Annotated in this window: 24 protein-coding genes and 5 tRNA genes; 14 read left to right on the plus strand and 15 right to left on the minus strand. The window is 74.1% G+C overall.

The genetic code is table 11. The features are described from left to right. Window positions 1–185: 185 nt before the first annotated feature. The 6 genes from AC5L3Z_RS17895 to AC5L3Z_RS17920 all read right to left on the minus strand — a co-directional run bounded on the left by AC5L3Z_RS17895 (window position 186) and on the right by AC5L3Z_RS17920 (window position 5,686). The gene (locus AC5L3Z_RS17895) at window positions 186–989 is read right to left on the minus strand and encodes an endonuclease/exonuclease/phosphatase family protein (RefSeq protein WP_494843421.1); all 804 of its coding nucleotides are present in this window, start codon (window positions 987–989) and stop codon (window positions 186–188) included. 1 nt (window position 990) lies between these two features. Beyond that, on the minus strand, window positions 991–2,481 hold the full coding sequence (locus tag AC5L3Z_RS17900; protein ID WP_494843423.1) for a phosphatase PAP2 family protein: 1,491 nt from the start codon (window positions 2,479–2,481) through the stop codon (window positions 991–993). Between the two features lie 76 nt (window positions 2,482–2,557). Next, window positions 2,558–3,559 carry a YihY/virulence factor BrkB family protein gene (locus AC5L3Z_RS17905; RefSeq protein ID WP_494843425.1) on the minus strand — a complete coding sequence of 334 codons (1,002 nt, stop codon included), beginning with the start codon at window positions 3,557–3,559 and terminating at the stop codon, window positions 2,558–2,560. Further along, the gene (locus AC5L3Z_RS17910; RefSeq protein WP_494843427.1) at window positions 3,552–4,559 is read right to left on the minus strand and encodes a diacylglycerol/lipid kinase family protein; all 1,008 of its coding nucleotides are present in this window, start codon (window positions 4,557–4,559) and stop codon (window positions 3,552–3,554) included. The genes AC5L3Z_RS17905 and AC5L3Z_RS17910 overlap by 8 nt, the downstream gene beginning before the upstream one ends. A 312-nt stretch (window positions 4,560–4,871) precedes the next feature. Further along, window positions 4,872–5,450 carry a Clp protease N-terminal domain-containing protein gene (locus AC5L3Z_RS17915; RefSeq protein ID WP_494843429.1) on the minus strand — a complete coding sequence of 193 codons (579 nt, stop codon included), beginning with the start codon at window positions 5,448–5,450 and terminating at the stop codon, window positions 4,872–4,874. Further along, entirely contained in the window at window positions 5,450–5,686 is a 237-nt protein-coding gene (locus AC5L3Z_RS17920) for an HTH domain-containing protein (RefSeq protein ID WP_334525174.1), read from the minus strand. Before AC5L3Z_RS17920 ends, AC5L3Z_RS17915 begins: the two co-directional genes overlap by 1 nt. A gap of 81 nt (window positions 5,687–5,767) precedes the next feature. Here AC5L3Z_RS17920 and AC5L3Z_RS17925 point away from each other — a divergent pair, with 81 nt between their 5' ends. From AC5L3Z_RS17925 to AC5L3Z_RS17960, 8 genes are all read left to right on the plus strand, one after another. Continuing rightward, window positions 5,768–6,550 (plus strand): PP2C family protein-serine/threonine phosphatase, encoded by a 783-nt coding sequence (locus AC5L3Z_RS17925; protein WP_494843431.1) that lies wholly within the window; start codon window positions 5,768–5,770, stop codon window positions 6,548–6,550. A 228-nt stretch (window positions 6,551–6,778) separates the two neighbouring features. After that, window positions 6,779–7,342, plus strand: coding sequence for a TetR/AcrR family transcriptional regulator (locus tag AC5L3Z_RS17930; RefSeq protein WP_494843433.1), 564 nt, complete (start codon window positions 6,779–6,781; stop codon window positions 7,340–7,342). After that, window positions 7,339–8,163 carry an oxidoreductase gene (locus AC5L3Z_RS17935; protein ID WP_494843435.1) on the plus strand — a complete coding sequence of 275 codons (825 nt, stop codon included), beginning with the start codon at window positions 7,339–7,341 and terminating at the stop codon, window positions 8,161–8,163. The genes AC5L3Z_RS17930 and AC5L3Z_RS17935 overlap by 4 nt, the downstream gene beginning before the upstream one ends. A 148-nt stretch (window positions 8,164–8,311) precedes the next feature. Next, entirely contained in the window at window positions 8,312–9,142 is an 831-nt protein-coding gene (locus AC5L3Z_RS17940; RefSeq protein ID WP_494843437.1) for a universal stress protein, read from the plus strand. A gap of 128 nt (window positions 9,143–9,270) precedes the next feature. After that, on the plus strand, window positions 9,271–11,673 hold the full coding sequence (locus AC5L3Z_RS17945) for a phosphoketolase family protein (protein ID WP_494843439.1): 2,403 nt from the start codon (window positions 9,271–9,273) through the stop codon (window positions 11,671–11,673). Next, window positions 11,670–12,527, plus strand: a complete 858-nt coding sequence (locus tag AC5L3Z_RS17950; protein WP_494843441.1) for a universal stress protein — start codon at window positions 11,670–11,672, stop codon at window positions 12,525–12,527. Before AC5L3Z_RS17945 ends, AC5L3Z_RS17950 begins: the two co-directional genes overlap by 4 nt. Window positions 12,528–12,766: 239 nt before the next feature. Further along, window positions 12,767–13,777 carry an Acg family FMN-binding oxidoreductase gene (locus tag AC5L3Z_RS17955; protein ID WP_494843443.1) on the plus strand — a complete coding sequence of 337 codons (1,011 nt, stop codon included), beginning with the start codon at window positions 12,767–12,769 and terminating at the stop codon, window positions 13,775–13,777. A gap of 92 nt (window positions 13,778–13,869) precedes the next feature. Beyond that, the gene (locus tag AC5L3Z_RS17960) at window positions 13,870–15,543 is read left to right on the plus strand and encodes a sensor histidine kinase (protein ID WP_494843727.1); all 1,674 of its coding nucleotides are present in this window, start codon (window positions 13,870–13,872) and stop codon (window positions 15,541–15,543) included. A 39-nt stretch (window positions 15,544–15,582) separates the two neighbouring features. On the opposite strand, the gene AC5L3Z_RS17965 is transcribed toward AC5L3Z_RS17960, so the two are convergent. Beyond that, on the minus strand, window positions 15,583–16,221 hold the full coding sequence (locus tag AC5L3Z_RS17965; protein WP_494843445.1) for a response regulator: 639 nt from the start codon (window positions 16,219–16,221) through the stop codon (window positions 15,583–15,585). 181 nt (window positions 16,222–16,402) lie between these two features. Between AC5L3Z_RS17965 and AC5L3Z_RS17970 the strand changes: the two genes are divergently transcribed. Then, window positions 16,403–17,377, plus strand: coding sequence for an Acg family FMN-binding oxidoreductase (locus AC5L3Z_RS17970; protein WP_494843728.1), 975 nt, complete (start codon window positions 16,403–16,405; stop codon window positions 17,375–17,377). A gap of 56 nt (window positions 17,378–17,433) precedes the next feature. Here the strand turns inward: AC5L3Z_RS17970 and AC5L3Z_RS17975 are convergent, their stop codons facing one another. Then, a complete protein-coding gene (locus tag AC5L3Z_RS17975; RefSeq protein WP_494843447.1) occupies window positions 17,434–18,438 on the minus strand; it encodes a Rossmann-fold NAD(P)-binding domain-containing protein in 1,005 nt (334 codons plus the stop codon). Window positions 18,439–19,001: 563 nt separating this feature from the next. On the opposite strand from AC5L3Z_RS17975, the gene AC5L3Z_RS17980 reads away from it, so the two are divergent. Further along, window positions 19,002–19,595: a hypothetical protein gene (locus AC5L3Z_RS17980; RefSeq protein WP_494843449.1), complete on the plus strand. Its 594-nt coding sequence runs from the start codon at window positions 19,002–19,004 to the stop codon at window positions 19,593–19,595. Between the two features lie 296 nt (window positions 19,596–19,891). Here the strand turns inward: AC5L3Z_RS17980 and AC5L3Z_RS17985 are convergent. Continuing rightward, window positions 19,892–19,966, minus strand: a tRNA-Val gene (locus AC5L3Z_RS17985). A 9-nt stretch (window positions 19,967–19,975) separates the two neighbouring features. After that, a tRNA-Gly gene (locus tag AC5L3Z_RS17990) sits at window positions 19,976–20,048 on the minus strand. 184 nt (window positions 20,049–20,232) lie between these two features. On the opposite strand from AC5L3Z_RS17990, the gene AC5L3Z_RS17995 reads away from it, so the two are divergent. Continuing rightward, window positions 20,233–20,472: a DUF6458 family protein gene (locus tag AC5L3Z_RS17995; protein WP_494843451.1), complete on the plus strand. Its 240-nt coding sequence runs from the start codon at window positions 20,233–20,235 to the stop codon at window positions 20,470–20,472. Window positions 20,473–20,579: 107 nt separating this feature from the next. Here AC5L3Z_RS17995 and AC5L3Z_RS18000 read toward each other — a convergent pair whose 3' ends face one another. Next, entirely contained in the window at window positions 20,580–21,398 is an 819-nt protein-coding gene (locus AC5L3Z_RS18000) for an isocitrate lyase/PEP mutase family protein (protein ID WP_494843453.1), read from the minus strand. Window positions 21,399–21,467: 69 nt separating this feature from the next. Between AC5L3Z_RS18000 and AC5L3Z_RS18005 the strand changes: the two genes are divergently transcribed. Beyond that, window positions 21,468–22,442 (plus strand): ArsR/SmtB family transcription factor, encoded by a 975-nt coding sequence (locus AC5L3Z_RS18005; RefSeq protein ID WP_494843455.1) that lies wholly within the window; start codon window positions 21,468–21,470, stop codon window positions 22,440–22,442. Between the two features lie 62 nt (window positions 22,443–22,504). Here AC5L3Z_RS18005 and AC5L3Z_RS18010 read toward each other — a convergent pair. From AC5L3Z_RS18010 to AC5L3Z_RS18020, 3 genes are all read right to left on the minus strand, one after another. After that, window positions 22,505–22,579: transfer RNA gene (locus AC5L3Z_RS18010), tRNA-Val, on the minus strand. Between the two features lie 16 nt (window positions 22,580–22,595). Next, window positions 22,596–22,666, minus strand: a tRNA-Cys gene (locus tag AC5L3Z_RS18015). A 34-nt stretch (window positions 22,667–22,700) separates the two neighbouring features. Next, window positions 22,701–22,773, minus strand: a tRNA-Gly gene (locus AC5L3Z_RS18020). 278 nt (window positions 22,774–23,051) lie between these two features. Between AC5L3Z_RS18020 and AC5L3Z_RS18025 the strand changes: the two genes are divergently transcribed. Continuing rightward, window positions 23,052–23,654, plus strand: coding sequence for a TetR/AcrR family transcriptional regulator (locus tag AC5L3Z_RS18025; RefSeq protein ID WP_494843457.1), 603 nt, complete (start codon window positions 23,052–23,054; stop codon window positions 23,652–23,654). A 55-nt stretch (window positions 23,655–23,709) separates the two neighbouring features. Beyond that, window positions 23,710–24,291: a TIGR03086 family metal-binding protein gene (locus AC5L3Z_RS18030; protein ID WP_494843459.1), complete on the plus strand. Its 582-nt coding sequence runs from the start codon at window positions 23,710–23,712 to the stop codon at window positions 24,289–24,291. 67 nt (window positions 24,292–24,358) lie between these two features. On the opposite strand, the gene AC5L3Z_RS18035 is transcribed toward AC5L3Z_RS18030, so the two are convergent. Beyond that, complete coding sequence (locus AC5L3Z_RS18035) at window positions 24,359–25,552, minus strand: alkane 1-monooxygenase (RefSeq protein WP_494843461.1); 1,194 nt, start codon at window positions 25,550–25,552, stop codon at window positions 24,359–24,361. Window positions 25,553–25,698: the final 146 nt, after the last annotated feature.

Raw genomic sequence — 25,698 nt, forward strand, 5'->3', positions numbered from 1 at the left:
AACACGGAGATCCGTCCGCTCGGCGGGGGGCTCGGCTGCCTCCTGATGATCCTCTTCTCGGTGCTCGCCTCGGTCGTGCTGACCGTCCTGCTCAACCTGGTCCTCTGAGCTGACTTCCACGCCGCCCTCGCCCGCGGCGGGCCGGTCCTGTCCCGGGACCACGCCGCCGGTGGGACGGCGGCGCGTCAGGCCGGGTCCAGGGCCAGTTCGGCGACGACCGGATAGTGGTCGGAGGCGTACTCGGTCTCCCCGCCGCGCAGCACCCGGCAGTCCCGCACCCGGGCGGCCAACGGGGGCGTGGCGAAGAGGTAGTCCAACCGCATGCCGGAGAACTCCGCCCCGCCGCCGTGCCGGGTCGGCGCCGTCAGGCCCGCCTCGGCGACACCGGGCCGGGCACCGAGGTCGACCAGGCCGGCGGCGAGCAGCCGGGCCACCGCCCGGGTCTCCACGGTGTGCCCGTCGCGGCGCAGGTGCCGCCGCCGGTACGCCGCCGGCAGCCGGGCCACCCGCTCGGCGTGGTCGTCGCCCGGGTCGAGGGTGTTCAGGTCGCCGGCGAGCAGCGCCAGCTCGCCCGGCGCCCGGCGAACCGCCGCGGCCAGCCAACCGGCCTCCACCCGCCGCCGCAACCCCGAGTACGGGTCGAGGTGCGCGCTGAGCACCGTCGCCGGGCCGGCGTCGGTGGCCAGCACCACCCGCTGGGCGGCGTGGTGGAAGGGGCGGCGCAGCGGGGCCGCGGCCACGTCCCGCCACGGCGGCCGGACCAGCACCGCCACCGGCTGGCCGAAAAAGGACCGGGCCAGGTGGGGACGCATCCCCACCCGGCCCGCGAAGTCGGCCAGCACCCCGCCGGCGTCGAAGCCACGCAGCTCCTGCACCGCCAGCACGTCCGGACGCTGCCCGGTGACCACCCGGACCACCCGGTCCAGCCGGCCCGGACCGTCGCGGTCCCGGCCGCCGGTCCGGATGTTCCAGGTCATCACCCGCAGCACGTCAGTCCACCCGGGCGGCCTTGGCCAGCTCGTCGTCCAGCTCGTGGAGCTGCTCCGACTCGATGGCCGGCACGTTGCCCTCCGCGACGTCGGCGTTGGGGCGGACCACCCAGTAGAGCAACCCGATCCAGAGCGCGCTCAGCAGGATCGCGCCCATGAAGTCCGTCGGATGGTGCATGCCCCGGTACATCCGGGAGATCGCCACGCCGACCGGCATGATCACCGCCAGGGCCACGAAGAGCCAGCGCCACCACCGGTCGGTGCGCGGCAGGACGACCAGCGTGATCGCCGCCCAGACGCAGATGGTGGCGGCGATGTGGCCGGACGGGAAGGAGGAGGTCGGCATCGGCCCGTCGAGGTTGCCCACCGGCGGACGCGGGCGGTCCACCGCCGCGGCGGTGGCCAGGAAGAGGCTCAGCTCGCCGAACATGGCCAGCGCCACGAAGAGCACCGGACGCCAGCGACGCCAGATCGCCAGCACCAGCGGGCAGAAGACCAGCGAGATGAGCAGGATGGCGTGGGTGTCGCCGGCCTTGCTCCACCAGTAGCTGACGTCGTCCCGGCCCGGGGTGCGGTGCTCGGCGAACCACCGCGGCACGTCGGTGTCGAGGGTCGCGAAGAAGGTCCCGCCGGCGTGGTAGCTGACGAAGATGCCGAAGCCGTAGAGCGCGCCGAGGATCAGCACCCAGCCGACCAGCAGCTCGAAGACCGCGGCCCGGGGGTGCGGCAGCAGGTGCGCCTCGTCGGGCGCCGGTGCCACCTCGTGCGCGGCCTCCGGCTCCAGCCCCTCGGTCAGCGTCGGCAGCCGCCGGCCGCGCTCCAGCCGCCACAGCCGGAAGGCGTACGCGGTGACGCCGAGCCAGGCGGCGCCGAGCAGCCAGGCCCCCAGCACGTCGGAGACGAAGTGCACGCCGAGCGCGATCCGGGTCAGGCCGATCAGGAACACGACGGTGGCGACCAGGGCGATGGCGGGCCTGCGCCAGCGCGGCGCCATGGCCGGCAGGAAGACCAGCAGCAGCGCGCCGTACGCGACGAAGGAGCCCAGCGCGTGCCCGCTGGGGAAGCTGTTCCCCGAGTAGGCGCCGATCGGCACCTCCACCTCGGGGCGGAGCCGGTCGACCAGCGTCTTCAGCGCCGGGTCGAGGATCAGCGCGCCGACGCCGGTGACGATCAGGAAGACCGCCAGCCGGCTCTGGCGGCGGATCAGCAGGCCGATCACGGCCACCGAGACCAGCCAGATGATCACCGCCCGGCCGCCGAGGTCGGTCAGCGCGGTCAGCACGGTCACCAGCGGCCCGTGCGGCGCGACCAGGTCGTTGAGCCCGGCGGCCACGCCGTGGTCGACGTCGTAGAGCGGAGACCACCGGACCCGGACCAGGACCAGCAGCAGACCGAAGCCGACGCCGGTGCAGAGCACGAGCGCCAGGCCGGCCAGCGTCCGTTCGGTGAAATGACCCAGGGGTCGTGCCAAGACGTCCTTCACCGCGCTCACGGCAGCCTCCCTATCTCCTGGCGACGCGCAGTACCCGATCGGCGCTTCGCGTACACCCGCAGGGCGGCGGGGCGGGTCAGAGCGAGGTCATCTCCCCGGTGTCCAGCAGCGGCTCCCGCTCGGTCTCCGGCTCCCACAGGTCCGGCTGGGCCGGCTCGTGCACGCCGATCCGCATCGCCTCCAGCTGGGCGGCGAAGGAGAGCCCGCCGAAGAGCGCCATGCCGGTGAGGTTGGCCCAGAGCAGCAGGGCCATCATCCCGGTGAGTGCGCCGTAGGTCTGCCCGAACCCGTCGCTGAACCGCACGTACGCGGCCAGCAGCAGGCTGGCCAGCCACCAGAGCGCGGTGGCGATGCCGCCGCCGAAGAAGAGCCAGGACAGCCCGGGCTGGTTGCGCCGGGGCGCGCGCCGGAAGATCACCGAGACGGCGACCACGGTCAGCGCGAGGCTCAGCGGCCACCGCACCACGTCCCAGACGCCGCCGGCGACATCACCCCACTCGTAGTGCCGTTGCACCGACTCGCCGATCGCCCCGCCGCCGACCAGGATCAGGAACCCGGTCAGCGCCGGCACGCCGGCGGTGACCGCGAGGACGGCGGCCCGGACGTACTTGGCCAGGGCCGGGCGGTCCCGCTCCACGCCGTAGATCCGGTTCGCGCCCCGTTCGATCTGCGCCATGGTGGTGGTCAGCGCGACCAGGCCGGTGAGCAGACCGAGGGTCAGCGCCAGCTCGCCCGCGTCCTCGGTGCGCTCGCCGTCGCCGAGGAGTTCCCGGACCACCTGCTCGCTCTGGCCCGGGGTGAGCGCCAGCACGGTGTCGGCGACCACCTGGCCGCCCTCCTCCACGCCCAGCTCGGTGATCAGACCGGTCAGCGCGATCATGAACGGGACCACGGCGAGGCAGAGCTGCAACGCGAAGGCCCGGGAGTGGCTGAATCCGTCGCCGTAGCGGAACCGGATGAAGGCGTCCCGCAGCAGCGACCAGCCGCCCTGGCGGCGCAGGGTGTGCCAGGCGTCGTCGGCGGAGAGCTCGTCGGAGGACATCAGCCGGGTCTCCGGCACGAGCCTGGTGCTACTCACGGCGCGCCTCCTCGATCAACTCCTCGCCGCGCTCCGCCGCCGCGTCGGCGTCCATCGCCAGGTCGGGGTGGCGCTCCGGCCGCGGCACGCAGAGCCAGAGCGCCTCGGGCCGGACCTCGACAGTCAGCGTCCGCCCGGGCTCGATCAGGTCGCCGTCGAGCTGGCGGGGCTGCGCCCGGTTGCTGGTGATCTCGACCCGGCGGCCCCGGAGGACCTCCATCCGCGGCACGCTGCCACGCCGGCGGATCAGCGCCCAACTGAGGGCCAGCCAGTGCCGCAGCGTACGGGGGGTGAGCACGGCCACGTCGAGCCAGCCGTCGTCCGGCTCGGCGTCGGTGAGCAGACGGACGCCGCCCTGGAGCCGGCCCACGTTGGCGACCAGCACCGAGCGGGCCCGGCGGCGCAGCGGCGGCCGGTCGTCGATCCGGATCGAGACCCGCATCGGCCGGTCCCGCAGGTGCTTCGCGGCTCCCATGACGTACGCCGGCCAGCCGATCCGCGCCTTGGTGGTCTCGGAGGTGTCCTGGAGCATCTGGGCGTCGAAGCCCATCCCGGCCATCACCGCGAAGTACCGGTCGTCGACCGCACCGACGTCGAGCCGGCGCAGCCCACGCTCGACGGCGACCTCCAGCCCGGCGGCCAGGTCGGTGGAGAGGCCGAGGTTGGCGGCGAGCAGGTTGCCGGTGCCCTGGGGCAGCACGGCCAGGGCGGCGTCGGTGCCGACCAGCCCGCTGACGCAGGCCATCACCGTGCCGTCGCCGCCGCAGGCGAAGACCACCTGCGCGCCGGCCCGCACGGCCGCCTCGGTCTGGCCCCGGCCCGGGTCGGCGACGGTGGTCTCGTACCACGTCGGCTCGGGCCAGCCGGCCGCGCCGAGGGCGTCGTTCACCGTACGCCGGAAATCATCGAGATCGGTCACCTTGGCGGGGTTGACCACCACCGCCGAGCGCGGTGCGACATCGTCAGCGGTCACCGGGCGCCTGTCCTGTCCACCATCCACGGCGCAAGTGTGCAGCAACACCGGTCGGTCAGCGAGCCCACGCGGCCCGACGTCGCGTGTGCCGCAAACAGGTTTCAGCGGCGCCGCCACCGATCGACCCGTTCGCCCCGGGCCGCCCGATCCGCGATGTCGGTCACCCGGCGGACCCGGCCGACCCGCAGGTCACCGCCGCGTCCCCGCCGGGCCGGGGCCGGCCGGTCGCCGCCTCGCAGGTGACCGAACCGGACCCCGGGGGCCGCTCGTGGTGCGACTCCGGCCGGTCCGCCACTGCGCCGCGGCGTGGAACCGCTCGCCGTCGTCGCCGGACAGCGGTCAGGCCGCCGTCCGCGCCGCGACCTCGACGCGGCGGCGCAGGTCGTCCAGGTCGACCCCCGCCTCGGCGAGCACCAGCGCGCCGAGTCCGCCGCCCTCGCGCAGCAGCCCGAGCAGGATGTGCTCGGTGCCGATGTGGCGGTGGCGCAGCCGCAGCGCCTCGCGCAGGGACAGCTCCAGCGCCTTCTTCGAGCGGGGCGAGAAGAGGCCCTCGACGTACCGTTTCAGGCCCCAGCGTCGGCGGGGCGCCGGCGCCGCCGCCCGCAGCGCGTCCGGGCCGAACGACTCCTCGATCCGGGCCACGATCGCGGCCAGGTCGATGCCGATCTCCCGCAGCGCGGCGGCGTCCGCCGCGCCGAGGCCGGCGCCGTCGTCGGCGGTGTGCCGGGCGACGCGGGCGCGTAGGTCGCCGACGCTCACGCCGGCGTCGGTGAGCACCCGGGCGGCCAGCGCGTCGGGGTCGGCGAGCAGGGCCAGCAACAGGTGCTCGGTGCCGACCGGGCGCTGCCCCTCGGCCCGGGCCTCCTCGATCGCCCGTCTGACGACCGTGCGGGCCCGGTCGGTGAACCGTTCGAACATCACGCCTCCCAGTTGCCGCGGACCGCCGGTCGCCCGGCGTGCTTCTTGTGGACCGCCTGCCGGCTCACCTCGAGCGCGTCGGCGATCTCCTGCCAGGACCAGCCCTGCCGTCGGGCGTTGTCCACCTGGACCACCTCCAGCCGTTCGAGGAGCCGGCGCAGGGCGAGCACCGCCCGCAGCCCGATCTTCGGATCGGTGCTGCCGGCTGCCGCCGCGAGTTCCGTCGCCTGACTCATGCTGTCAACGTACGTTGACAGCGCCACGTTGTCAACTCTGGTTGACACATCTCCGGCCGGCTGCGGTGTTAGCGTCGGCCGGTGCGCCGCCGCCCCTCCCCCGACCGCCCCACCGCGCTGCGACACCGGGTCGGCGCGGTCGAGCTGGAGATCGCCGCCGGCAGCGTGGTCGGTCACCGCTATCCGGCGAACTTCGACGTGCTGCACGTGGACCCGGCGCTGCCGTTCGTCGCGGTCGCCGACGGGATGGGCGCCGGGCAGGGCAGCCGGGTCGCCGGCAGCACGGCGATCACCACCCTGGTCGAGGGAGTCCACGCCAGCTGGCCGGGGACGGGGCCACGGCAGCTGCGGGCCGCCGTCGCCGAGACCCAGTCCCGGGTACGCGCCGCCGGCGCGCGACTGGCCGAGCTGACCGGCTGCACACTGACCGCGCTGCTCGCCGAGCCCGACGGCGAGCAGGCCTGGGTCGTCCAGCTCGGCGACTCCCGCGCCTACCGGCTGCGCGACGGCCTCCTGGAGCTGACGACCGTCGACCACACGGCCGCCTGGCTGGGCCTGCTGCACGGCTGGTACGCGGCGGACTCCCCCGAGGCGGCCCGGGCCCGCTACCAGCTGCTGCGCTACGTGGGCCACCCCGACGCGCCCACCGCCGACCTGCTCGCCGTCCCGCTGCGCCCCGGTGACACCTGGCTGCTCTGCACCGACGGGGTCAGCGACCAGCTCGACTACCACCCGCTGCGCGAACACCTGGCCGGTCCGGACCCGACCCGGGCGGTCCGCGACCTGCTCGCCGCCACCCTCGCCGCGGGCGGCGACGACAACGCCACCGCCGTGGTGCTCCGGGTCCACCCGGCCCCCCACTGAGGCCCCCAGGCCACCCACACCGGCCCACTTCCCCCCGGGCCACGCCGCCACCGCCACCCGTCACGCGCCCAGCAACGCCGGACGACTGCGCGAGTGGAACGCCATTGCTGTCAAACGCCCGCCATGGCGTACCTGAGGTTCCGCTCGTGGGTTCGGGCCGGCCGCCAGCGCGCATGCCCCTTGCAGGGCGCTTGTGACGAGCTGACGTTCTGTGCAATTATTGTCAGCGTGTCGAGTGAACGGTTGGACGTGATCCTGGCTGCCGCCTACGAGTGCTTCACCCGGCACGGGGTGCGGCGGACCACGATGGACGACATCGCGGCGGCGGCCGGCATCTCCCGTCCCGCCGTCTACCAGTACGTCCGCAACAAGGACGACGCCTACCGGCGGCTCGCCGAGCGGCTCTTCGCCGACTCGCTGGCCCAGGCCCGGGCCGCCGCCGCCGACCCGGCGTCAACGACCGGGGAGCGGCTGTGCGGCGTGCTCGGCGCCAAGCTCGAACTGACCCTGAAGCTGCACCGGGACAGCCGGCACGCCGCCGAACTGCTCGACGCCAGCACCAGGCTCACCGGGGACCTCGTCGAGGCGTACACCCGGGAGTTGACCGACGTGGTGGCCGGCGCGCTCGCCGACGCGGCCGGGCCCCGGGCCCGCTCCGTCGCCGAGGTGCTGGTCGCGCTCACCCGCGGCCTCGAGGCCGACCTCACCGACCCCGACCTGCCCCGGCAACGGCTGCGCGACGGCGTCGCGCTGGTCGTCGCCGGGCTGTCCCAGCCTGGAGCCCCGTCATGACCACCGTCCTGATCACCGGCACCTCCTCCGGCATCGGCCGCGCCACCGTGCGGCAGCTCGCCCGCCGGCCGGAGCTCACCGTCTACGCCACCGCCCGCAAGGTCGAGGCCATCGCCGACCTGGCCGACACCGGCACCCGGCTGCTCCCCCTCGACGTCACCGACGAGGCGTCCATGCGCGCCGCGGTCGCCGCGGTCGAAGCCGAGCACGGCCAGGTCGACGTGCTGGTCAACAACGCCGGGTACGGCGAGTACGGCCCGATCGAGCAGGCCCCGATGGATCGGGTGCGGGCCCAGTTCGAGACGAACGTCTTCGGGCTCAGCCGCCTCACCCAGCTCGTGCTGCCCGGCATGCGCCGGGCCGGTCGGGGCCGGATCGTCAACGTCAGCTCGATGGGGGGCCGGCTGGTCTTCCCCGGCGGCGGCTACTACCACGCCAGCAAGTACGCGGTCGAGGCGATCTCCGACGCGCTGCGCCAGGAGGTGCGGCCGTTCGGCATCGACGTGGCGATCGTCGAGCCGGGACTGATCCGCACCGGGTTCGGCGCGGTGGCCGCCGAGTCGCTCGGCGCGGGTGCGGAGCAGGACGGGCCGTACCGGAAGATGGTCGCCTCGGTCGACGCGGCGATGGCCAGGTCGTACTCGAACCGGCTGCTCACCGCGACGCCGGAGGCGGTGGCCCGGGTGATCGAGCGGGCGGTCACCGCCGGCCGGCCCCGCACCCGCTACCTGGTCACCGCCGCCGCCTGGACGATGGTGCACACCCGCCGGTTGCTCGGCGCGCGGGTCTTCGACGCGGTGGCCCGGGTCCAGTTCCGCTGAGGCGTCCGGCACCCCGCCGCCCCGACACGCCGGCGTCGGTCCGGGCCTGCCCGAGTGCGCCGATCCCGGCCCGGCGGGGCGGTGGCGCGACTAGCGTCGGTGGGGTCGGCGTGGCCGTACGGTACGGGGCGCCCGGGAGGTGAGCCGGATGACCGGATCCGCCGGTACGCCGGTCGTGGCCGGCATCAGCCCGTCGCCGCAGGCCATGGAGGTCGTCCGGCTGGCCGCCCGGGAGGCCGCCGCGCACGGCCGGGACCTGGTGCTGCTGCACGCCTTCAACTGGCAGGCGGCGTTCGAGGAGCCCTCGGTATCCCGGCCCCGCGACCAGGCCGAGGGGCTCATCGACCGGGCCGCCGAGGTCGCCCACGAGGTCGAACCGACGGTGACGGTCAGCGGCGAGATCGTCGAGGGCGCTCCGGTCACCGCGTTGATCCGCCGCTCCGACACGGCGTTCCTGCTGGCGATCGGCGACGGCGGGATGGCCGGCTGCGGGGACTGCGTGCCGGCCGACGCGACCGGCGTGCAGCTCGCCGCCCGGGCCGGCTGCCCGGTGCTGGTGGTCCGCCCCGAGCCGGCCGTCTCCGGGCCGGTGCTGGTCGGGGTGGACGGGTCGACGAGTTCGCGGACCGCGCTGGACTTCGCCTTCGACTGCGCCGCCGGCCGGGAGGCCCGGCTGCTCGCGGTGCGGGTGCTCGAGCCGGGACGCGCCGACGACGGCGACGACGTGCTCCTCGAGGCGGTGGCCCGGGCCGGCCGGCACCATCCCACGGTCGCAACGGAGTGCCACACCGTACGTGGCGAACCCGGCGATGTCCTGGTCGAGCAGTCGCGGTCGGCGCAGCTGGCGCTGGTCGGCGCCCGGGGCGACGAACCGTGGCGCGGCATGCTGGGCGCGGTGAGCCAGTCCCTGCTGTACCACGCGCCGTCGCCGGTCATCATCGTCCGCGGCCTGGCCGACACGCCGCCGGACGGGTCATGACGCCCTGCGGTCGCGGGACCAACGGCCCTGATCGCCGCGCGCCGGGCCGGGCGACGCTGGACAGGCCCCGGGGCGGATGTCCGCTTCCGGAATGCAGAAGTCCCCGACGTGCGAGAGGCTGACGCAGCATGGAGACCGCTCTCGACCCGCACAGCGCACTGACCGACGACGAGCTGCGCCGGCTGGACGCCTACTGGCGGGCGGCGAACTACCTCACCGTCGGGCAGATCTACCTGCTGGACAACCCGCTGCTGCGCGAACCGCTGACGCCCGAGCACGTCAAGCCCCGACTGCTCGGCCACTGGGGCACCAGCCCCGGGCTGAACCTGCTCTACGCGCACCTCAACCGGATCATCGTCGCCCGTGACCTGTCGGCGATGTTCATCACCGGCCCCGGCCACGGCGGCCCGGCCCTGGTGGCCAACACCTGGCTGGAGGGCACCTACAGCGAGCTGTACCACGGGGTCGGCCGTGACGAGGCGGGCCTGGCGAAGCTGTTCCGCCAGTTCTCCTTCCCCGGCGGCATCCCGAGCCATGTGGCACCGGAGGTGCCGGGTTCGATCCACGAGGGCGGCGAGCTGGGGTACGCGCTGAGCCACGCCTACGGCGCGGCGTTCGACAACCCCGACCTGCTGGTCGCCTGCGTCATCGGTGACGGCGAGGCCGAGACGGGCCCGCTGGCCGGCAGTTGGCTCTCCAACGTCTTCCTCAACCCGGCCCGCGACGGGGCGGTGCTGCCGATCCTGCACCTCAACGGCTACAAGATCGCCAACCCGACGGTGCTGGACCGGATCCCCGGCGAGGACCTGCTCGACATGATGCGCGGCTTCGGCCACCAGCCGTACGTCGTCGAGGGCGACGACCCGACGAAGGTGCACCAGCTCCTCGCGGCCACCCTGGACCGGGCGTGCGACGAGATCGCCGCCATCCAGCGCCGGGCCCGCTCCGGCGGCACCGTCGAACGCCCCCGCTGGCCCATGATCATCCTGCGTACGCCGAAGGGCTGGACCGGCCCGCGCGACGTCGACGGCGAGCAGGTCGAGGGCACCTACCGCGCCCACCAGGTGCCGATCGACGCGGTGCGCAAGAACCCGGAGCACCTGGCCGAGCTGGAGCGTTGGCTGCGCAGCTACCGACCGGAGGAGCTCTTCGACGCCACCGGCGCCCCGGTCGCCGAACTGGCCGCCCTGCCCCCGAAGGGTGACCGGCGGATGAGCGCCAACCCGGTCACCAACGGCGGCATGATGCTGCGCGAGCTGAACCTGCCCGACTTCCGCGAGTACGCGGTCGACGTGCAGCGGCACGGCGAGACCATCGCCGGCGCCACCGGCGCGCTGGGCCCCTGGGTACGCGACGTGATCACCGCCAACCCGGAGACGTTCCGCCTCTTCGGCCCGGACGAGATCGCCTCGAACCGCCTCGGCGCGGCGTTCGAGGTCACCGACCGGGCCTGGGTCGCCGGCACGGTGCCCGACGACGACCACCTCTCCCCCGACGGGCGGGTGATGGAGGTCCTCTCCGAGCACCTCTGCCAGGGCTGGCTGGAGGGCTACCTGCTCACCGGCCGGCACGGCATCTTCACCAGCTACGAGGCGTTCATCCACATCGTCGACTCGATGGTCAACCAGCACGCCAAGTGGTTGAAGGTGACCCGGGGCATCACCTGGCGGCAGCCGTTGGCCTCGCTGAACTACCTGCTCTCCAGCCACGTGTGGCGGCAGGACCACAACGGCTTCTCGCACCAGGACCCGGGCTTCATCGACCACGTGATGAACAAGAAGGCCGAGGTGGTCCGGGTCTACCTGCCGCCGGACGCCAACACCCTGCTCTCCACCATGGACCACTGCCTGCGCAGCCAGCACTACATCAACGTGGTGGTCGCCGGCAAGCAGCCGGCGCCGAACTGGCTGTCCATGGAGGAGGCGATCCAGCACTGCCGCCGCGGCCTCGGCATCTGGGCCTGGGCCAGCAACGACGAGGGCGCCGAGCCCGACGTGGTGCTCGCCTGCGCCGGGGACGTGCCGACGATGGAGACGCTGGCCGCCGCGGACCTGCTGCACCGGCACCTGCCCGAGCTGAAGGTGCGGGTGGTCAACGTCGTGGACCTGATGCGGCTCCAGCCCGCCTCGGAACACCCGCACGGGCTGTCGGACAAGGAGTTCGACACCATCTTCACCAAGGACAAGCAGATCATCTTCGCCTACCACGGCTACCCGTGGCTGATCCACCGCCTGACCTACCGGCGCACCAACCACGAGAACCTGCACGTGCGCGGATACAAGGAGGAGGGCACCACCACCACGCCGTTCGACATGGTGATGCTCAACGACCTGGACCGTTTCCACCTGGTGATCGACGTCATCGACCGGGTGCCCGGGCTCGCCTCGCGCGCCGCCCACCTGCGTCAGGACATGGTCGACGCCCGCCAGTCGTGTCGGGATTACACCCGCCGGTTCGGTGAGGACGACCCGCGGGTCGCCGAGTGGCGGTGGATCCGGGAGACCGACCCCGGGCTGCGGGCCGGACAGTGACCTCGACGGAGATCCTGGTCGGCTACGACGGCTCCACCGACGCCACCGTCGCCCTGGACTGGGCGCTCGACGAGGCGGAACGCAGCGCCCGGCCGGTCCACCTGGCGTACGTCTTCGAGTGGCTGAGCGTGGCCGGCTGGATCGGGCCGGGACCGGCCCCGGGTGTCTGGCCGGACGAGACCGCCCGCCGGCAGGTCGAGGATCTGGTCCGCAAGACGGCCGCCGACGCCGCCGCGGCCCGCCCCACGGTCACCGTGCACGGCGAGGTCCACGACGGCCCGCCCGCGCTGGTGCTCCAGGAACGCTCCGCGCGGGCGGGGCTGCTGGTGCTCGGCAGCCGCGGCCACGGCGGCTTCACCGGGCTGCTGACCGGCTCGACGGTGCTGGCGGTGACCGCGCACGCGCACTGCCCGGTGGTGGTCGTCCGGGAGACCGGCGCCGGCGCGGTGGGCCCGGTGGTGGTCGGCGTCGACGATTCCGAGCCCGCCGAGGTGGCGCTCCGCTTCGCCGTGGAGCACGCCGCCCGGCGGGAGGCGCCGCTGCGGGTCGTCCGGGTCTCCGAGCCGCCCGGTCGGGCCCCGGATCACGACGTCGAGGCGGCGGCCGCGCGGGAGCGGGCCGCCGTGCACGACGCCGTGACGCGGTGCCTGCAGGTCTTCCCCGACGTGGCGGTCACCGTCGACGTCACGCCCGGCAACCCGGCGGCCGTCCTGGTCGAGGCGAGCCGGGACGCGCAGCTGGCGGTGGTGGGCAGCCGTGGCCGGGGCGGGCTGCGCGGGATGCTGCTCGGCTCGGTCAGCCAGCAGCTCCTCCAGCACGCGCACTGCCCGGTGGCGGTCGCCCGGGAACTCTGACCGCGGCGACCCCCGCTGGCCGCCGCGCTCCGGGTCCACACCGCTCCGCCCGTACGCCGGGTCGTCGCCCGCATCGGGGCCGGACGGGGCGATCCCGAGGAACCGGGCGGGCCGGAAGGCCCGCACGACGGGACCTGAGTCCCGTGCGGACCGTCGGGCGGTGACGCAGGATGGAGCGGTAGGCCCCGCACCGCGCGACGTCGGGGCGGGCACGACGGGGACACGGAAAGGTCCTGACGATGAGCCACGAGACGCCGGCCGCTGACCGGCCGCTGACCACCGCGCTCGCGGAGGCGGCCGCCACCGCCGGACACGCCCCCTCGGTGCACAACACGCAGCCGTGGCGCTGGCGGGTCCTGCCGGACGCCCTGGAGCTGTGGGTGGTCCGGGACCGCCAGCTGGCCGCCACCGACCCGGAGGGACGCCTCTCGACGCTCAGCTGCGGGACGGCGCTGCACCACGCCCGGCTGGCGCTCGCCGCCGAGGGGTGGACGGCGGTGGTGGAGCGGCTGCCCGACCCGGCGCAGCCGGACCTGCTCGCCCGGCTGACCGGTCTGGACCGGTCGGGAGCCGACCCCGACGCGATGCGCATGGTGCAGTGCATGCAGGTCCGGCACACCGACCGCCGACCGGTCAGCGACGAGCCGGTGCCCACCAGCGCGGTCGGTGACATCGCCCGGGCGGTGAGCGCCGAGGGCGTCCGGTTGCAGATCCTCGACGGCGACCAGGTGCTGGAGCTCGCCGCGGCGGCGTCGCACGCCGACACCGTCGAGGCGGAGGACCCGCAGGTGCGCGAGGAGCTGCGGTACTGGACCAGCCGGGCCGGCACCGGCACCGGCCTCCCGCCGGAGGTGCTGCCGGAGCAGCAGCCGCAGACCACGGTCCCGGGGCGGGACTTCGGGCCCGTCGGCGAGCTGCCGATCGGCCCCGGCCACGACAAGGCCGCCGTGTACGCGCTGCTCTTCGGCGACGAGGACGAGCCGGACAGCTGGCTGCGGGCCGGCGAGGCGCTCTCCGCGGCCTGGCTCACCGCCACCCGGCTCGGGGTGTCCATGATGCCGCTGTCCGGGGTGGTGGAGGTGCCCGGCACCCGGCAGACCCTGCGTCAGCTGCTTCGTGGCCTCGGCTTCCCGTACCTCGTGCTGCGCCTGGGGATCGCGGACCCGGCACACGCCGGCCCGCCGCACACGCCGCGGCTGCCGGTGCAACAGGTGGTCGACACCGCGGCGGTACGCGACCAGCGCTCGTGACGGCCTCCTCCCGGACGGCCACCGGGCGATAGCATCCCCCGGTGGCCAGTGCACCGAAGCCCCGCGCCGAGCACCCCACTCCCTCGCTGGGGCTGAGCCCGCTGTCCCGGGTCCGCCTCGACGAGCTGCTCCAGGAGATGCTGGACCGGGTCGGCGAGGTGATGACCAGCCGGGAGCGGCTGCGCGCCCTGCTCGACGCCGTCGTCGGCATCGGCTCCGACCTCGACCTGCGCAGCACCCTGCAACGGATCGTGCGGTCCGCCTGCGAGCTGGTCGGCGCCCGCTACGGCGCGCTCGGCGTGATCGGGCCGGACCGGCTGCTGCACGACTTCATCGTCCACGGCATCGACCCGGAGCTGCACGCCGCGATCGGGGACCTGCCGCACGGGCGGGGCGTGCTCGGCCTGCTCATCGACGAGCCGCGCCCGGTGCGGATGCCCGACATCACCCAGCATCCCGAGTCGTACGGCTTCCCGCCGCACCACCCGCCGATGCACAGCTTCCTCGGCGTGCCGGTGCGCATCCGCGACCAGGTCTTCGGCAACCTGTACCTGGCCGAGAAGCAGGGCGCGCCGGAGTTCAGCGAGGACGACGAGGAGATCGTGGTCGCCCTCGCCGCGGCGGCCGGCGTGGCCATCGAGAACGCCCGGCTCTACGCGCTGGCCCACCGGCGGGAGCGCTGGCTCGCCGCCACCGCCGAGATCACCTCGGTGCTGCTCGGTGAGGTACGCCGCACCGACGCGCTGACCCTGGTCGCCCGCCGGGCCCGGGAGGTCGCCGAGGCGGAGCTGGCCCTGGTGCTGCTCTACGACTCCGACGCCGGCCAGTTCACCGTCGAGGTGGTCGACTCGGCCGACGGGGCCGCCCGGGAGCTGGTCGCGGCGGTGCTGCCGGCCGGCGAGACCAGCTTCGCCGGCTCCGTCACCGAACACCGGCACGAACTGGTGGCGAACCTCGCCGAGGCCGCGCCGTGGCCGGTGCCGGTGGTCGCCGGACCCGCGGTGGTCTCCCCCCTCGCCGCGGCGGACACCCTGCACGGCGTGCTGGTCATCGCCCACCGGCCGGGCGCCGGCCGGGCCACCGACGACGACGTGACCCTGCTCGGCAGCTTCGCCGGCCAGGCGGCGCTGGCCATGGAGCGCGCCCGCGGCCAGGAGGAACGCGAACTGCTGGTGGTCCTGGAGGACCGCGAACGGATCGCCCGCGACCTGCACGACGTGGTGATCCAGCGGCTCTTCGCCACCGGTTTGCAACTGCAGAGCGCCGCCCCGATGGCCGCCCGGCCCGAGGTCGCCAAGCGCATCAACGCGGCCGTCGACGACCTGGACGCCACCATCCGGGACATCCGCCGCACCATCTTCGAGCTGCGCACCCCGATGAGCGCGGCGCTGCGCACCGAGATCCGCGAGGCCGTCGACCTGGCCGCCGAATCCCTCGGCTTCCGTCCCGTCCTGGAGCTGGACGGGCCGATCGACAGCGCCGTGCCCGACCCCGTCCGACCGGACCTCACCGCCGTGCTCCGCGAGGCGCTCTCCAACACGGTCCGGCACGCCCAGGCGCGCCGGGTCGCCGTCGCCGTCCGCGTCGACGCCCACCAGGTGGCCGTCACCGTCACCGACGACGGCGTGGGCTGCGACCCGGCCGCCGCCCGGGGCGGCCTGGTCAACCTGCGCGAACGCGCCGAGCGGCACGGCGGCGGGTTCGAGGTACGCCGGGTGGAGCCGCACGGCACCGAGCTGAACTGGTGCGTCCCACTGCGGGACTGACCGGCGACGTCGGCTGGCCGACGCCGACGCGGCGGACGGTCAGTGCCCCTTGCCGAGCAGCCGGGCGGCGAGCACCGCGGCCTGGGTACGCCGCTCCAGGCCCAGCTTCGCCAGCACGCTGGAGACGTAGTTCTTCACCGTCTTCTCGGCCAGGAACATCTTCCCGGCGATCTCCCGGTTGGTCAGCCCCTCCGCCACGTACTCCAGGATGCGGCGCTCCTGCTCGGTGAGCGTCTTCAACTCGCGGGGCTGCTCGACGCCGCTGCGGATGCGCTCCAGCACGCGGGTGGTGATCGCCGGGTCGAGCAGCGACTGGCCGGCGGCGACCCGGCGCACCGCGTCGACCAGGTCGGTGCCGCGGATCTGCTTGAGCACGTAACCCGACGCACCCGCCATGATCGCGGCGAAGAGCGCCTCGTCGTCCTCGTACGAGGTGAGGATCAGGCCCTTGATCGAGGAGTCCACGGCCCGGATGTCCCGGCACACGTCGATGCCGTTGCCGTCGGGCAGCCGGGCGTCGAGGATCGCCACGTCCGGCCGCAGGGCGGGGATCCGGCGGGCGGCCTCCGGCGCGGAGCCCGACTCACCGACCACTTCGATGTCGCCGCTGCTCTGCAACAGGTCGGCGAGGCCACGACGGACGACCTCGTGGTCGTCGAGGAGGAACACCCGGATCATGCCTCGTTTCTACCCGCCCGGGTCACCACCCGCACGGGCCGAAGGTCCCTACCCTGCCGCCTCGGAGCGGGCAGGGGTGCCCGGGCGGACGGGACGTCCGGCCCTGCCCGCCACCGCTGGCGGTGACGCACGGTGGAGTGGAACCACCGACGGCATGACCTGCCACGGAAGGAGCATGACCATGGAGACCGGCTTCACCGTCGCGCAGCTGCGGGCCGCCGTCGAGGACGCCGTCCGCGCACCCTCCCTGCACAACTGTCAGCCGTGGCGGTTCCGGCTGCGCCACGGCGGGATCGAACTGTCGGTCGACCCGGCGCGGCGGCTGCCCGCCACCGACCCGAGCGGCTGGGCCGCCCGGCTCGCCTGCGGCGCGGCGCTGTTCAACCTGCGCCTTGCGCTGGCGATGGCGGGCACCCCGGCCACGGTGCGGCTGCGGCCGTACCCGGCGGAGCCGGACGTGGTGGCCCGGCTGGTCCCCGACCGGCCACGCCGCGCCACCCCGACCGAGCAGAGCCTGCACGCGGCCGTCCCCCGCCGGTTCAGCAACCGGGCCCCGTTCTGGCCCGACCCGGTGCCCGCGGACGTCCGCTGGCGGCTCGGCGAGGCGGCCCGCGCCGAACAGTGCTGGTTGGAGCTGGTGATCGGCACCAGCGCGGTCAACGCCTTCGCCGAGATCGCCCACAGTGCCCACCGGGTGCTGGAGCGCGACCCCCGCTACCGGGACGAGCGGGCGGAGTGGATGCGCCGGGAGCCCGCCCCCGACGGGGTGCCGGCCGCCGCCGGTGGACCGCGCGGCGAACCGCAGGACCTGCTGCCGTCGCGCGGCTTCGGCGGGCGCGACCGCGCACCCGGTCGGGACTTCGAGCCGGAGCCGCTGGTCGCGGTCCTCGGCGCGGCGGGCAACACCGCCGCCGACCAGGTCCTCGCCGGGCAGGCCCTGCAACGGGTGCTGCTGACCGCGACCGACGCCGGGTTGGGCGTGTCGCTGCTCTCCCAGCCGATCGAGGTGCCGGGCGCCCGCGAGCAGCTGCGCCTGTCGCTGGGCCGGTACGGCACCCCGCAGATGGTGATGCGGATCGGGTACGGCCAGCCCGGGGTGGTCACCCCCCGGCGCGACGTGGACGACGTGCTGGACCTGCCCGTGGTGTCGGCCTGAGCGGTCCCGCCGGCCCGACCGGTTGCGCCGGACGGGCGGCGCGGGGCGCGCGGGGGTCAGGCCGGGTGGAGGGCGCCGAGCAGCACCGCCTCCCGTTCCGGGTCCAGCCCCACCGGCTCCCGCGCCGGACGCCCGGCGCGCGGCGGGACGGCGCCGACCTGCCGCAGCCACCGCCAGGTGCCGGCGACGGTCTCGGCCGCCGGACGGCAGGTCAGCCCCGCCGCGTACGCCTTGTCGACGCCCCGCTCCTGCATCCAGCGGTACTCGTGACCCGGCGGGACCCAGATCGGCAGGTCGTTCCAGGGCACCACCCCGGCCGCCAGGATCGGCTCCGGGTCGGTCCAGCGCAGCCGGGCGTCGGACCCGGTCACCGCGACGGCCGCCGCCAGCAGCTCGCCCATCGTGGCGTGCCCGGTCCGGCTGATCACGTTGAACGCCCCGCCGACGCCCTCGACGCCGCGGTCCAACGTCCACGCCGCCAGGTCCCGCACGTCGACGTACTGCACCGGCAGGTCCTGCGGTCCCGGTGCGAGCACGTCGCCGCCGCGGGCGACCCGGTGCAGCCACCACGGCAGCCGGCCGATGTCCTCCCCCGGGCCCAGGATCAGCCCGGCCCGCACCAGCAACGCCCGATCGCCGAACACCTGCACGGCGGCCCGCTCCCCGCCCGCCTTGCACCGCGGGTAGTCGCCGCCGGCGGCGTCGGGGGCGGCGTCCACCACCGGGGCGTCCTCACCGACGCCGTCCGGCACGGGCTGGGCGTAGACCGACCCGCTGGAGACGTACGCGTAATGCGGCACCGCGCCGGCCAGCGCGCGCGCCGCGTCCCGGACCGCCCGGGGCGCGCCGTCCCAGGTGTCGACCACCAGATCCCACCGGCCGCCCGCGAGGGCCGCCAACCCGTCCGGCGCCGTCCGGTCACCCCGCAACCGGTGTACGCCCGGCGGGACGACGCCGTGCACCCCCCGGTTGAACACCGTCACCGACCAGCCGCGGCGTACCCCCTCGGCCACCACCGCACCGCCGACGAATCCCGTACCACCGAGCACCAGGAGCCTCATGGGCCCCAGCCTCCCCGGTGTCCCCTGTCAACCGGTAGCGGATCTGCCGACGGCAGAAGCGCTCCGCCGCGCTTGGGGTGGAATTCCGGCTCGGGCGTTCTGCCAGGGACGGGGTGATGGTGCCGTCTGTCCGGTTCGGCGCGGGGCGTCCCGTGACCGGGGGCATCCTCAGGCTGGAATCGTGGCGGGGCCGGGGTCGTTACATCTCCTGTACGACCGCAGCAGCATCTGCTGCCGGCCCGGGTGGCCCGCCCGCTGGTGGAATGGCCACCGGTCTCCGGTCGTTACATCCCCTGGACGATCGCACGAGCAGCCCCGCCCCTTGGCGGAATGACGGCCGGTGGTCGTTACCTCCCCCGGCCCGCGAGCGAGCAGCCTCCGCTCCTCCGGAATGACAGCCGGCCGGTAGTCGTTACACACAGTCCGGCGCCGCGAGCCCTCCGGCTTGCTGGCCCGCTGGTTGAAGACTTTCCCCCTGATCTTTTGAGCGCCTGTCGTGTGCTCACGCCGTGTCCCCACCCCCATGGGGACGCGTCGTCGACCCCCGAATTGGAGCTTCTCTGATGAACACGATCATGCGTAAGAGCATTCTCGGTATCGCCGGTCTCGCCGTCGCCGGTGGCCTCGCCGCCGGCCCGCTGAACCACGGCGAGCCCACCACCACCCCGAACGCCACGACCATCGCCGCCGCGGTGCAGGCCGACAAGCCGGGCGTGGACAAGAGCAAGCTGATCCCGCACGGTGTGCAGGGCAAGCAGTCGCGCATCGACCTCGGCGCCGAGCAGACCAGGAATGTCAAGGCGATCATCGCGGCGACGAAGAAGGCTGACATGGACGAGCGCGCCGCCGTCGTGGCGATCGCCACGGCGCTGCAGGAGTCGAAGTTGGAGAACCTGGGTCACCTGGGTGAGCGCAACGACCACGACTCGCAGGGCCTGTTCCAGCAGCGTCCCTCCAGCGGTTGGGGCACGGTGGAGCAGATCACCGACCCGGAGTACGCGACCCTCGCCTTTCTGAAGGGTCTGAAGCAGGTCGACGGGTGGCAGGACATGCCGCTGACCGAGGCCGCCCAGACCGTGCAGGTCTCGGCCTACCCCTTCCACTACGCACAGTGGGAGCAGCAGGCCGCCGACCTCGTCGCCAAGCACTGGAACTGACGCACACGAACCGACCGCTGGCCGGCACCCCGAACCCGGGGTGCCGGCCAGCGCCGTCTGCCCACCCGCCGACCGGATCGTGGACAGTTGTTGTCGCTGGAGCGACAACAACTGTCCCCAAACCCAACCCCACCCCGGTGATCATGAAGTTATCGGCAGGAATGGAGATCCACACCGCCGCTAACTTCATGATCACGAGGGCGATGGCACCCGGGGGGCGAGGGGCGGCGGGGGTGGGAATGACGGAAGCCCCGGCTCTGATGAGCCGGGGCTTCTCACGACGGATCGTGTACGCCTGGTGGGCGATACTGGGTTTGAACCAGTGACCTCTTCCGTGTCAAGGAAGCGCGCTCCCACTGCGCCAATCGCCCGTGGTCGAGAGCGGACGACGGGATTCGAACCCGCGACCCTCACCTTGGCAAGGTGATGCGCTACCAGCTGCGCTACGTCCGCGTGCCGCCCGGTTTCCCCGGCGACGGACAGAACTCTACCCGACGACAAGATCGGCCGCGCCGCCGCCCCGCCCGCATCCGCGCGTACCGATCCACCCGGCGCATGGAGGGCCATGGTTGCGCTGGTCACCGGCGGGGTACTGACCTCCCTCGACAGCACACCACATCCCCTGAAGGAGGCTGTCGTGGGAATCGGAACGAGTATCTTCCTGCTCGCCGTCGGTGCGATCCTCACCTTCGCGCTGGACGCGAGCGTCGGCGGCGTCAACCTCGACGTGGTCGGCTGGATCCTCATGGCGGCCGGCCTGCTCGGGCTCATCATGACCACGCTGGTCTGGGGCCGCCGCCGCGCGGTGGTCACCACGACCGAGCCGACGGAGTACCGGCGGGTCGAGGAGCGCCGGGACATCGCGCCGCCGCTCTGACCGCACCGGCCCGCCGCGTCCGGCCGACGGGGCTGATCGTCCGCGCGCGACGAACCCGAGGGAGCGTCGACCACCGCTGGTGGTCGACGCTCCCTCCGCGTACGGGGTCAGCCGGCCATCAGGTCGTTCAGGACCCCGTACTCGACCGCGTCGGCGAGCGCCGCGTACGTGCCGGTGGCGTACGCCTCGTCCGCCGCCCGGCGGGCCACCGCGTACGCCGCCTCGGCGACGGAGGAGCCCAGGCTGACCCGGGCGACACCGAGCCCCGCCAACTCCGCCACCGGTGGGGCGCCCGGCCCGACGAGCACGTTGAGCGGCGCCGGTACGGCCTCCACCAGGGCGGCGATGACGTCCGGGGCGACCACGCCGGGCACGAACACCCCGTCCGCACCGGCCGACAGGTACGCCCGGGCCCGGGCCACCGTCTCCTCGACGCCGCCGGCGCCCCGGAGGAAGGTGTCGACCCGGGCGTTGACGAAGAGCGGCACCCCGGTCCCGTCGGCCGCCGCGCGGACGGCGGCGAGACGGGCGCACTGGTCGTCCACCTCGCGCAGCGGGCCGGCACCGTCGTGCCGGGCGTCCTCGACGTTGACCCCGACGGCGCCCGCCCCGATCACCGCCCGGATCGTCCGGGCCACCTCGTCGGGGGTGTCGCCGTACCCCGACTCGATGTCGGCGGTGACCGGTGACGGCACCGCGGCGACCACCCGGCCGACCAGGTCGACGGCCGCGTCGCGGCCCAGGCGGTCGCCGTCGGGCGCGCCCAGGCTCCAGGCGACCCCGGCGCTGGTCGTGGCGATCGCGGGGGCGCCGGCCGCCGCGACGATCCGGGCGCTCGCCGCGTCCCACACGTTGACGAGGACGAGCGGCCGGCCGGGGACGTGCAGGGAACGGAAGAGCTCTGCTCTGCGGTGTTGATCGGTCACCCGGTCAGTCTGGGAGCGGACCGGCGCCGGCCGTAGTGTTTCAGTCCCAGCTGAAACCAAGGGGGTCCGGTGGTAGCGATCGGCCTGTCGGCGAGCGCCGTCGCCCGGATCCGCTTCGCGGTCTCCTGCCTCTGGGAGGTCGTCGCCAGCGTCCGCGTGCTGCGCGACCCCGGCGACCACGCGGTCCACCTGCCGTGGGTGCGTCGGGTCCGACCCCGGCTGGCGCGGGCCGGGCTGTTCGACCGCAGCCTGCTCTGGCACCTCGTCCCGGCCGGCCCCGGCTACCTGGCCGACTTCCTGACCCCACCGGCGGCCGGCCTGACCCCGGACCTCGGGAAGGAGCTGACGGCGCTGCGCGCCACCCCGGCCGCCACCGTTCGCGCCCACCTGGACCTCTACCCCGGCACCCGCCCACCGGCGCTGGCCGACCTGTACGCCGACCCGGACGCCGGGCTGCGGGTGCTGGCGGAGGAGATCGGGACGTACTGGCGGGTCGCGCTCGCCGCCGACTGGCCCCGGATCCGCGCGCTGCTCGACGCCGAGGTGCTCCGGCGGGCCCGCCGGCTCGCCGAGGACGGCGCGGCCGGACTCCTCAACGACCTGCACGAGCGGGTCCGCTGGGAGGGCGACGCGCTGCTGATCAGCCAGCGGCACTGCACCGCGCCGGACGTACCGGACGGGACGGGCCTGGTCCTGGTCCCCTCGGTCTTCGTGTGGCCGTCGGTGCTCAGCATCGCCGCCGGTGACCTGCCTCAGCTGGCGTACCCGGCGCAGGGGCTGGGGACCCTGTGGGAGTGCCCGACGACGGCGCCGGACGCGTTGCGCGCGGTGCTCGGGAAGGGCCGGGCCCGGCTCCTCGCGGAGCTCGACGCGCCGCGGTCGACCACGGAGCTGGCCCGGCGGACCGGGCTCTCCCTGGCGGGGGTGTCGCAGCACCTGGCGGCGCTGCGCGCCGCCGGTCTGGTCGTCACCCACCGGCAGGGGCGTTGCATGCTGAGCAGCCGGAGTGTCGTCGGGGAGGCGCTGCTCAACGCCTCGACCTGAGGCCGTCCGGTACGGCGGAACGAGAAAGGCTCGTCACCCTGTCGAGTGACGAGCCTTTCCGCTGGTGGGCGATACTGGGTTTGAACCAGTGACCTCTTCCGTGTCAAGGAAGCGCGCTCCCACTGCGCCAATCGCCCTAGCTCTTTGTTACCGAGGTGGGGACGGGATTTGAACCCGCGTACACGGCTTTGCAGGCCGTTGCCTCGCCTCTCGGCCACCCCACCGAGGTTGCCCCCGTCATGCGTGGCGGCATCTCCGAGCGGACGACGGGATTCGAACCCGCGACCCTCACCTTGGCAAGGTGATGCGCTACCAGCTGCGCTACGTCCGCTTGTCATCCGGCGTTACCGGTCGACGGATGAGAACTTTAGCCGAGCCGCCGGGTGGTTGCCAAATCGGGGCCGCCGTCGGCGCGGCGGGCGCCACACCCGCTCAAGCTTCCTAGGAACCTGACCTGGGCTCCTGGGGCGTACGTCCGGACGGAGGCCCGCCGGCGCGTCGCCATAGCCGACGCGCCGGGAAGGAGCTGTCCGGCTTCCGACCGTCGGACGGCCCCGCCGGCCGGCTCCGTCACCCGCTGTGGTCACACCCGTGGGTTACCGTAACCGCGTGACGAGACGTGCCGCGGATGTCCGCCTGGATTCCCTCCTCCGCACGGCCTGCGACGTGATCGTCGAGCGCGGACTCGCCAATACCCGGACGGCCGACGTGGCCCAGGCCGCGGGGGTGAGCCAGGCCCTGGTCTTCTACCACTTCGCCACCAAGGAACGGCTGCTCGCGCAGGCGTTCGCCTACGCGGCGGAGCAGGACCTCGCCCGGCTCGACACGGTGGTCCGGTCCTCCGCCCCGCCGCTGACCAAGCTACGCCGGATGCTCCGCCTCTACACCCCCGCCGGGCGGTCGACCTCCTGGTCCATGTGGATCGACGGCTGGTCGGAGTCGCTGCGCACCCCGGAGGTGGAGAAGGTCTCCCGCCGGCTGGACCTGCGCTGGCGGCAGGAGCTGGCCGAGGTCATCGCGGACGGGGTGGCCGACGGCACCTTCGACTGCGCCGACCCGGCGGGCGCCGCCTGGCGGATCCACGCGGTGATGGACGGCCTGGCCGTCCAGCTGGCGGTGCACGACCGGGTGATCTCACGGCGCCAGTTCGCCGAGTGGATCCGCCTGGCCACCGCCCGGGAACTCGGTCTCGACCCCGCCCAACTCGACTGACCCGCCCGGCGCAAAACCGCGCGGGCCGGCACGAGCAGCCGGAACAATCGGCGGCATGGACCTGCTGGAGGCCTACCGACGCAGCCTGACCGAGTTCACCGACCGGGTGGAGCAGGTCGCGCCGGCGCAGTGGTCGGACCCGACGCCCTGCGCCGACTGGGACGTGCGCACGCTGGTCAACCACGTGGTGACCGAGGACCGGTGGACGGTGCCGCTGCTCGCCGGCCGGACCATCGCGGAGGTCGGTGACCGGTTCGACGGCGACCAGCTCGGCGACGACCCGGCGGAGGCCGCCCGGCAGGCCGCCGGTCAGGCCGAGGTGGCGGCGAACCACCCCGGCGCGCTGGACCGCACGGTCCACCTCTCCGCCGGTGAGACCCCGGCGGAGGAGTACCTGCACCAACTCCTCGCCGAGCACCTCGTACACGGGTGGGACCTGGCGGTGGCGATCGGCGCGGACCCGCGGCTGGACGCCGACGCGGTCGACGTCTGCGCCCGGTGGTTCGCCGGGCGGATCTCCGACTACCAGCAGGCGGACCTGGTCCGGACCGGGGTCGACGTGCCGGCCGACGCCGACCCGCAGGACCGGTTGATCGCCGCGTTCGGCCGCGACCCGGACTGGGCCCCGCCGGCCTGACCCACGAACGCCGGCCGGACGCCGCGTGGGGGCGGAGGCGTCCGGCCGGCGTGTTCGGGGTGGGGCGTCAGCGGGCGTACCCCTGGGTGGCCGCGGGGCGACGACGCTGGCGCTCCCGCAGCCGGCGCAGGGCCGACGGGTGGACGTTGGCCAGGTCGAGGTCGCCGCCGTAGTGGGCGATCACCCGGTGGTCCATCACCCGCCGCCACAGCGGCGGCACCAGCGCGACCACGACCATCGTGGCGTAGCCGGCCGGCAGCCGTGGTGAGACGTCGAAGCTGCGCAGGGTCTGGTAGCGGCGCAGCGGGTTGGCGTGGTGGTCGCTGTGGCGCTGGAGCTGGAAGAGGAAGACGTTGGTGACGGTCCGGTCGCTGTTCCAGCTGTGCCGCGGGTCGACCTTCTCGTACCGGCCGGCGGCGTTGCGCTGCCGGGCCAGCCCGTAGTGCTCCAGGTAGTTGACCACCTCGAGCAGGGAGAAGCCGACCACCGCCTGGAGCAGCAGGAACGGCAGCACCACCGGACCGAAGGCGATCACCAGCACGCCGAAGATGACCACCGTCATCGCCCAGGCGTTGAGGATGTCGTTGCGGTGCGTCCACGGGCTCCGGCCGCGGAGGCGGAACCGGCCGGTCTCCAGCCGCCACGCCGACCGCAGGCTGCCCCAGACGGTACGCGGCCAGAACGCCCAGAAGCTCTCCCCGAGCCGTGAGCTGGCTGGATCCTCCGGGGTGGCGACCCGGGTGTGGTGGCCCCGGTTGTGCTCGACGTAGAAGTGCCCGTACGCGGTGGGCGCCAGGGCCACCTTGGAGAGCCAGCGCTCCGCCGTCTCCCGCTTGTGTCCCAGCTCGTGGGCGGTGTTGATGGCGATGCCGTTGACCACGCCGACGGTGGCCACCAGCCCGGCCGCGCCGACCCAGGACAGGTCGCCCCGGGCCCACACCGCGCAGCAGAGCACCAGCGCGGCGTACTGGGCGGGCAGGTAGAGGTAGGTGAGCCAGCGGTAGTAGCCGTCGGCCTGGAGCCGGGGCACCTCCTCCTCGGGCGGGTTGTGGCGGTCGTCGCCGATCAGCAGGTCGATCGCCGGGATGAGCCCGAAGACCACCGCCGGGGTGAGCCACCAGGCCCACGCGCCGCCGGTGCTCCGCCAGCCCAGCCAGCCCAGGAAGGGCAGCACCGGGACGAGCAGGGCCAGCGGCCAGAGCGGTTTGCGCGGGTCGCGCCAGGTGCCGGGAGAAACCGTCGCGTCGGTGCCGATGGCCATCGCCAACCTCCGATCTCGTCGTCTGCTCCTGACTGTGTCACCAGTCACGTCGTTTTACAAGGGATGGGATTTTGTAAAGCGGCTTCAGCGCCGACCGTCACTTCCGGGACACCCACCGTCACCAGTGACCTTGTGCGGCCCGGGCG

The organism is Micromonospora sp. LZ37, assembly GCF_059359015.1.

What these genes read in the sequence shown, in the direction of transcription:
- AC5L3Z_RS17915 (WP_494843429.1), bottom strand. Translation starts at nt 5,450, where the DNA reads ATGTTCGAACGGTTCACCGACCGGGCCCGCACGGTCGTCAGACGGGCG.
- AC5L3Z_RS17920 (WP_334525174.1), bottom strand. Translation starts at nt 5,686, where the DNA reads ATGAGTCAGGCGACGGAACTCGCGGCGGCAGCCGGCAGCACCGATCCG.
- AC5L3Z_RS17935 (WP_494843435.1), top strand. Translation starts at nt 7,339, where the DNA reads ATGACCACCGTCCTGATCACCGGCACCTCCTCCGGCATCGGCCGCGCC.
- AC5L3Z_RS17940 (WP_494843437.1), top strand. Translation starts at nt 8,312, where the DNA reads ATGACCGGATCCGCCGGTACGCCGGTCGTGGCCGGCATCAGCCCGTCG.
- AC5L3Z_RS17945 (WP_494843439.1), top strand. Translation starts at nt 9,271, where the DNA reads ATGGAGACCGCTCTCGACCCGCACAGCGCACTGACCGACGACGAGCTG.
- AC5L3Z_RS17955 (WP_494843443.1), top strand. Translation starts at nt 12,767, where the DNA reads ATGAGCCACGAGACGCCGGCCGCTGACCGGCCGCTGACCACCGCGCTC.
- AC5L3Z_RS17965 (WP_494843445.1), bottom strand. Translation starts at nt 16,221, where the DNA reads ATGATCCGGGTGTTCCTCCTCGACGACCACGAGGTCGTCCGTCGTGGC.
- AC5L3Z_RS17970 (WP_494843728.1), top strand. Translation starts at nt 16,403, where the DNA reads ATGGAGACCGGCTTCACCGTCGCGCAGCTGCGGGCCGCCGTCGAGGAC.
- AC5L3Z_RS17975 (WP_494843447.1), bottom strand. Translation starts at nt 18,438, where the DNA reads ATGAGGCTCCTGGTGCTCGGTGGTACGGGATTCGTCGGCGGTGCGGTG.
- AC5L3Z_RS17980 (WP_494843449.1), top strand. Translation starts at nt 19,002, where the DNA reads ATGAACACGATCATGCGTAAGAGCATTCTCGGTATCGCCGGTCTCGCC.
- AC5L3Z_RS18030 (WP_494843459.1), top strand. Translation starts at nt 23,710, where the DNA reads ATGGACCTGCTGGAGGCCTACCGACGCAGCCTGACCGAGTTCACCGAC.
- AC5L3Z_RS18035 (WP_494843461.1), bottom strand. Translation starts at nt 25,552, where the DNA reads ATGGCCATCGGCACCGACGCGACGGTTTCTCCCGGCACCTGGCGCGAC.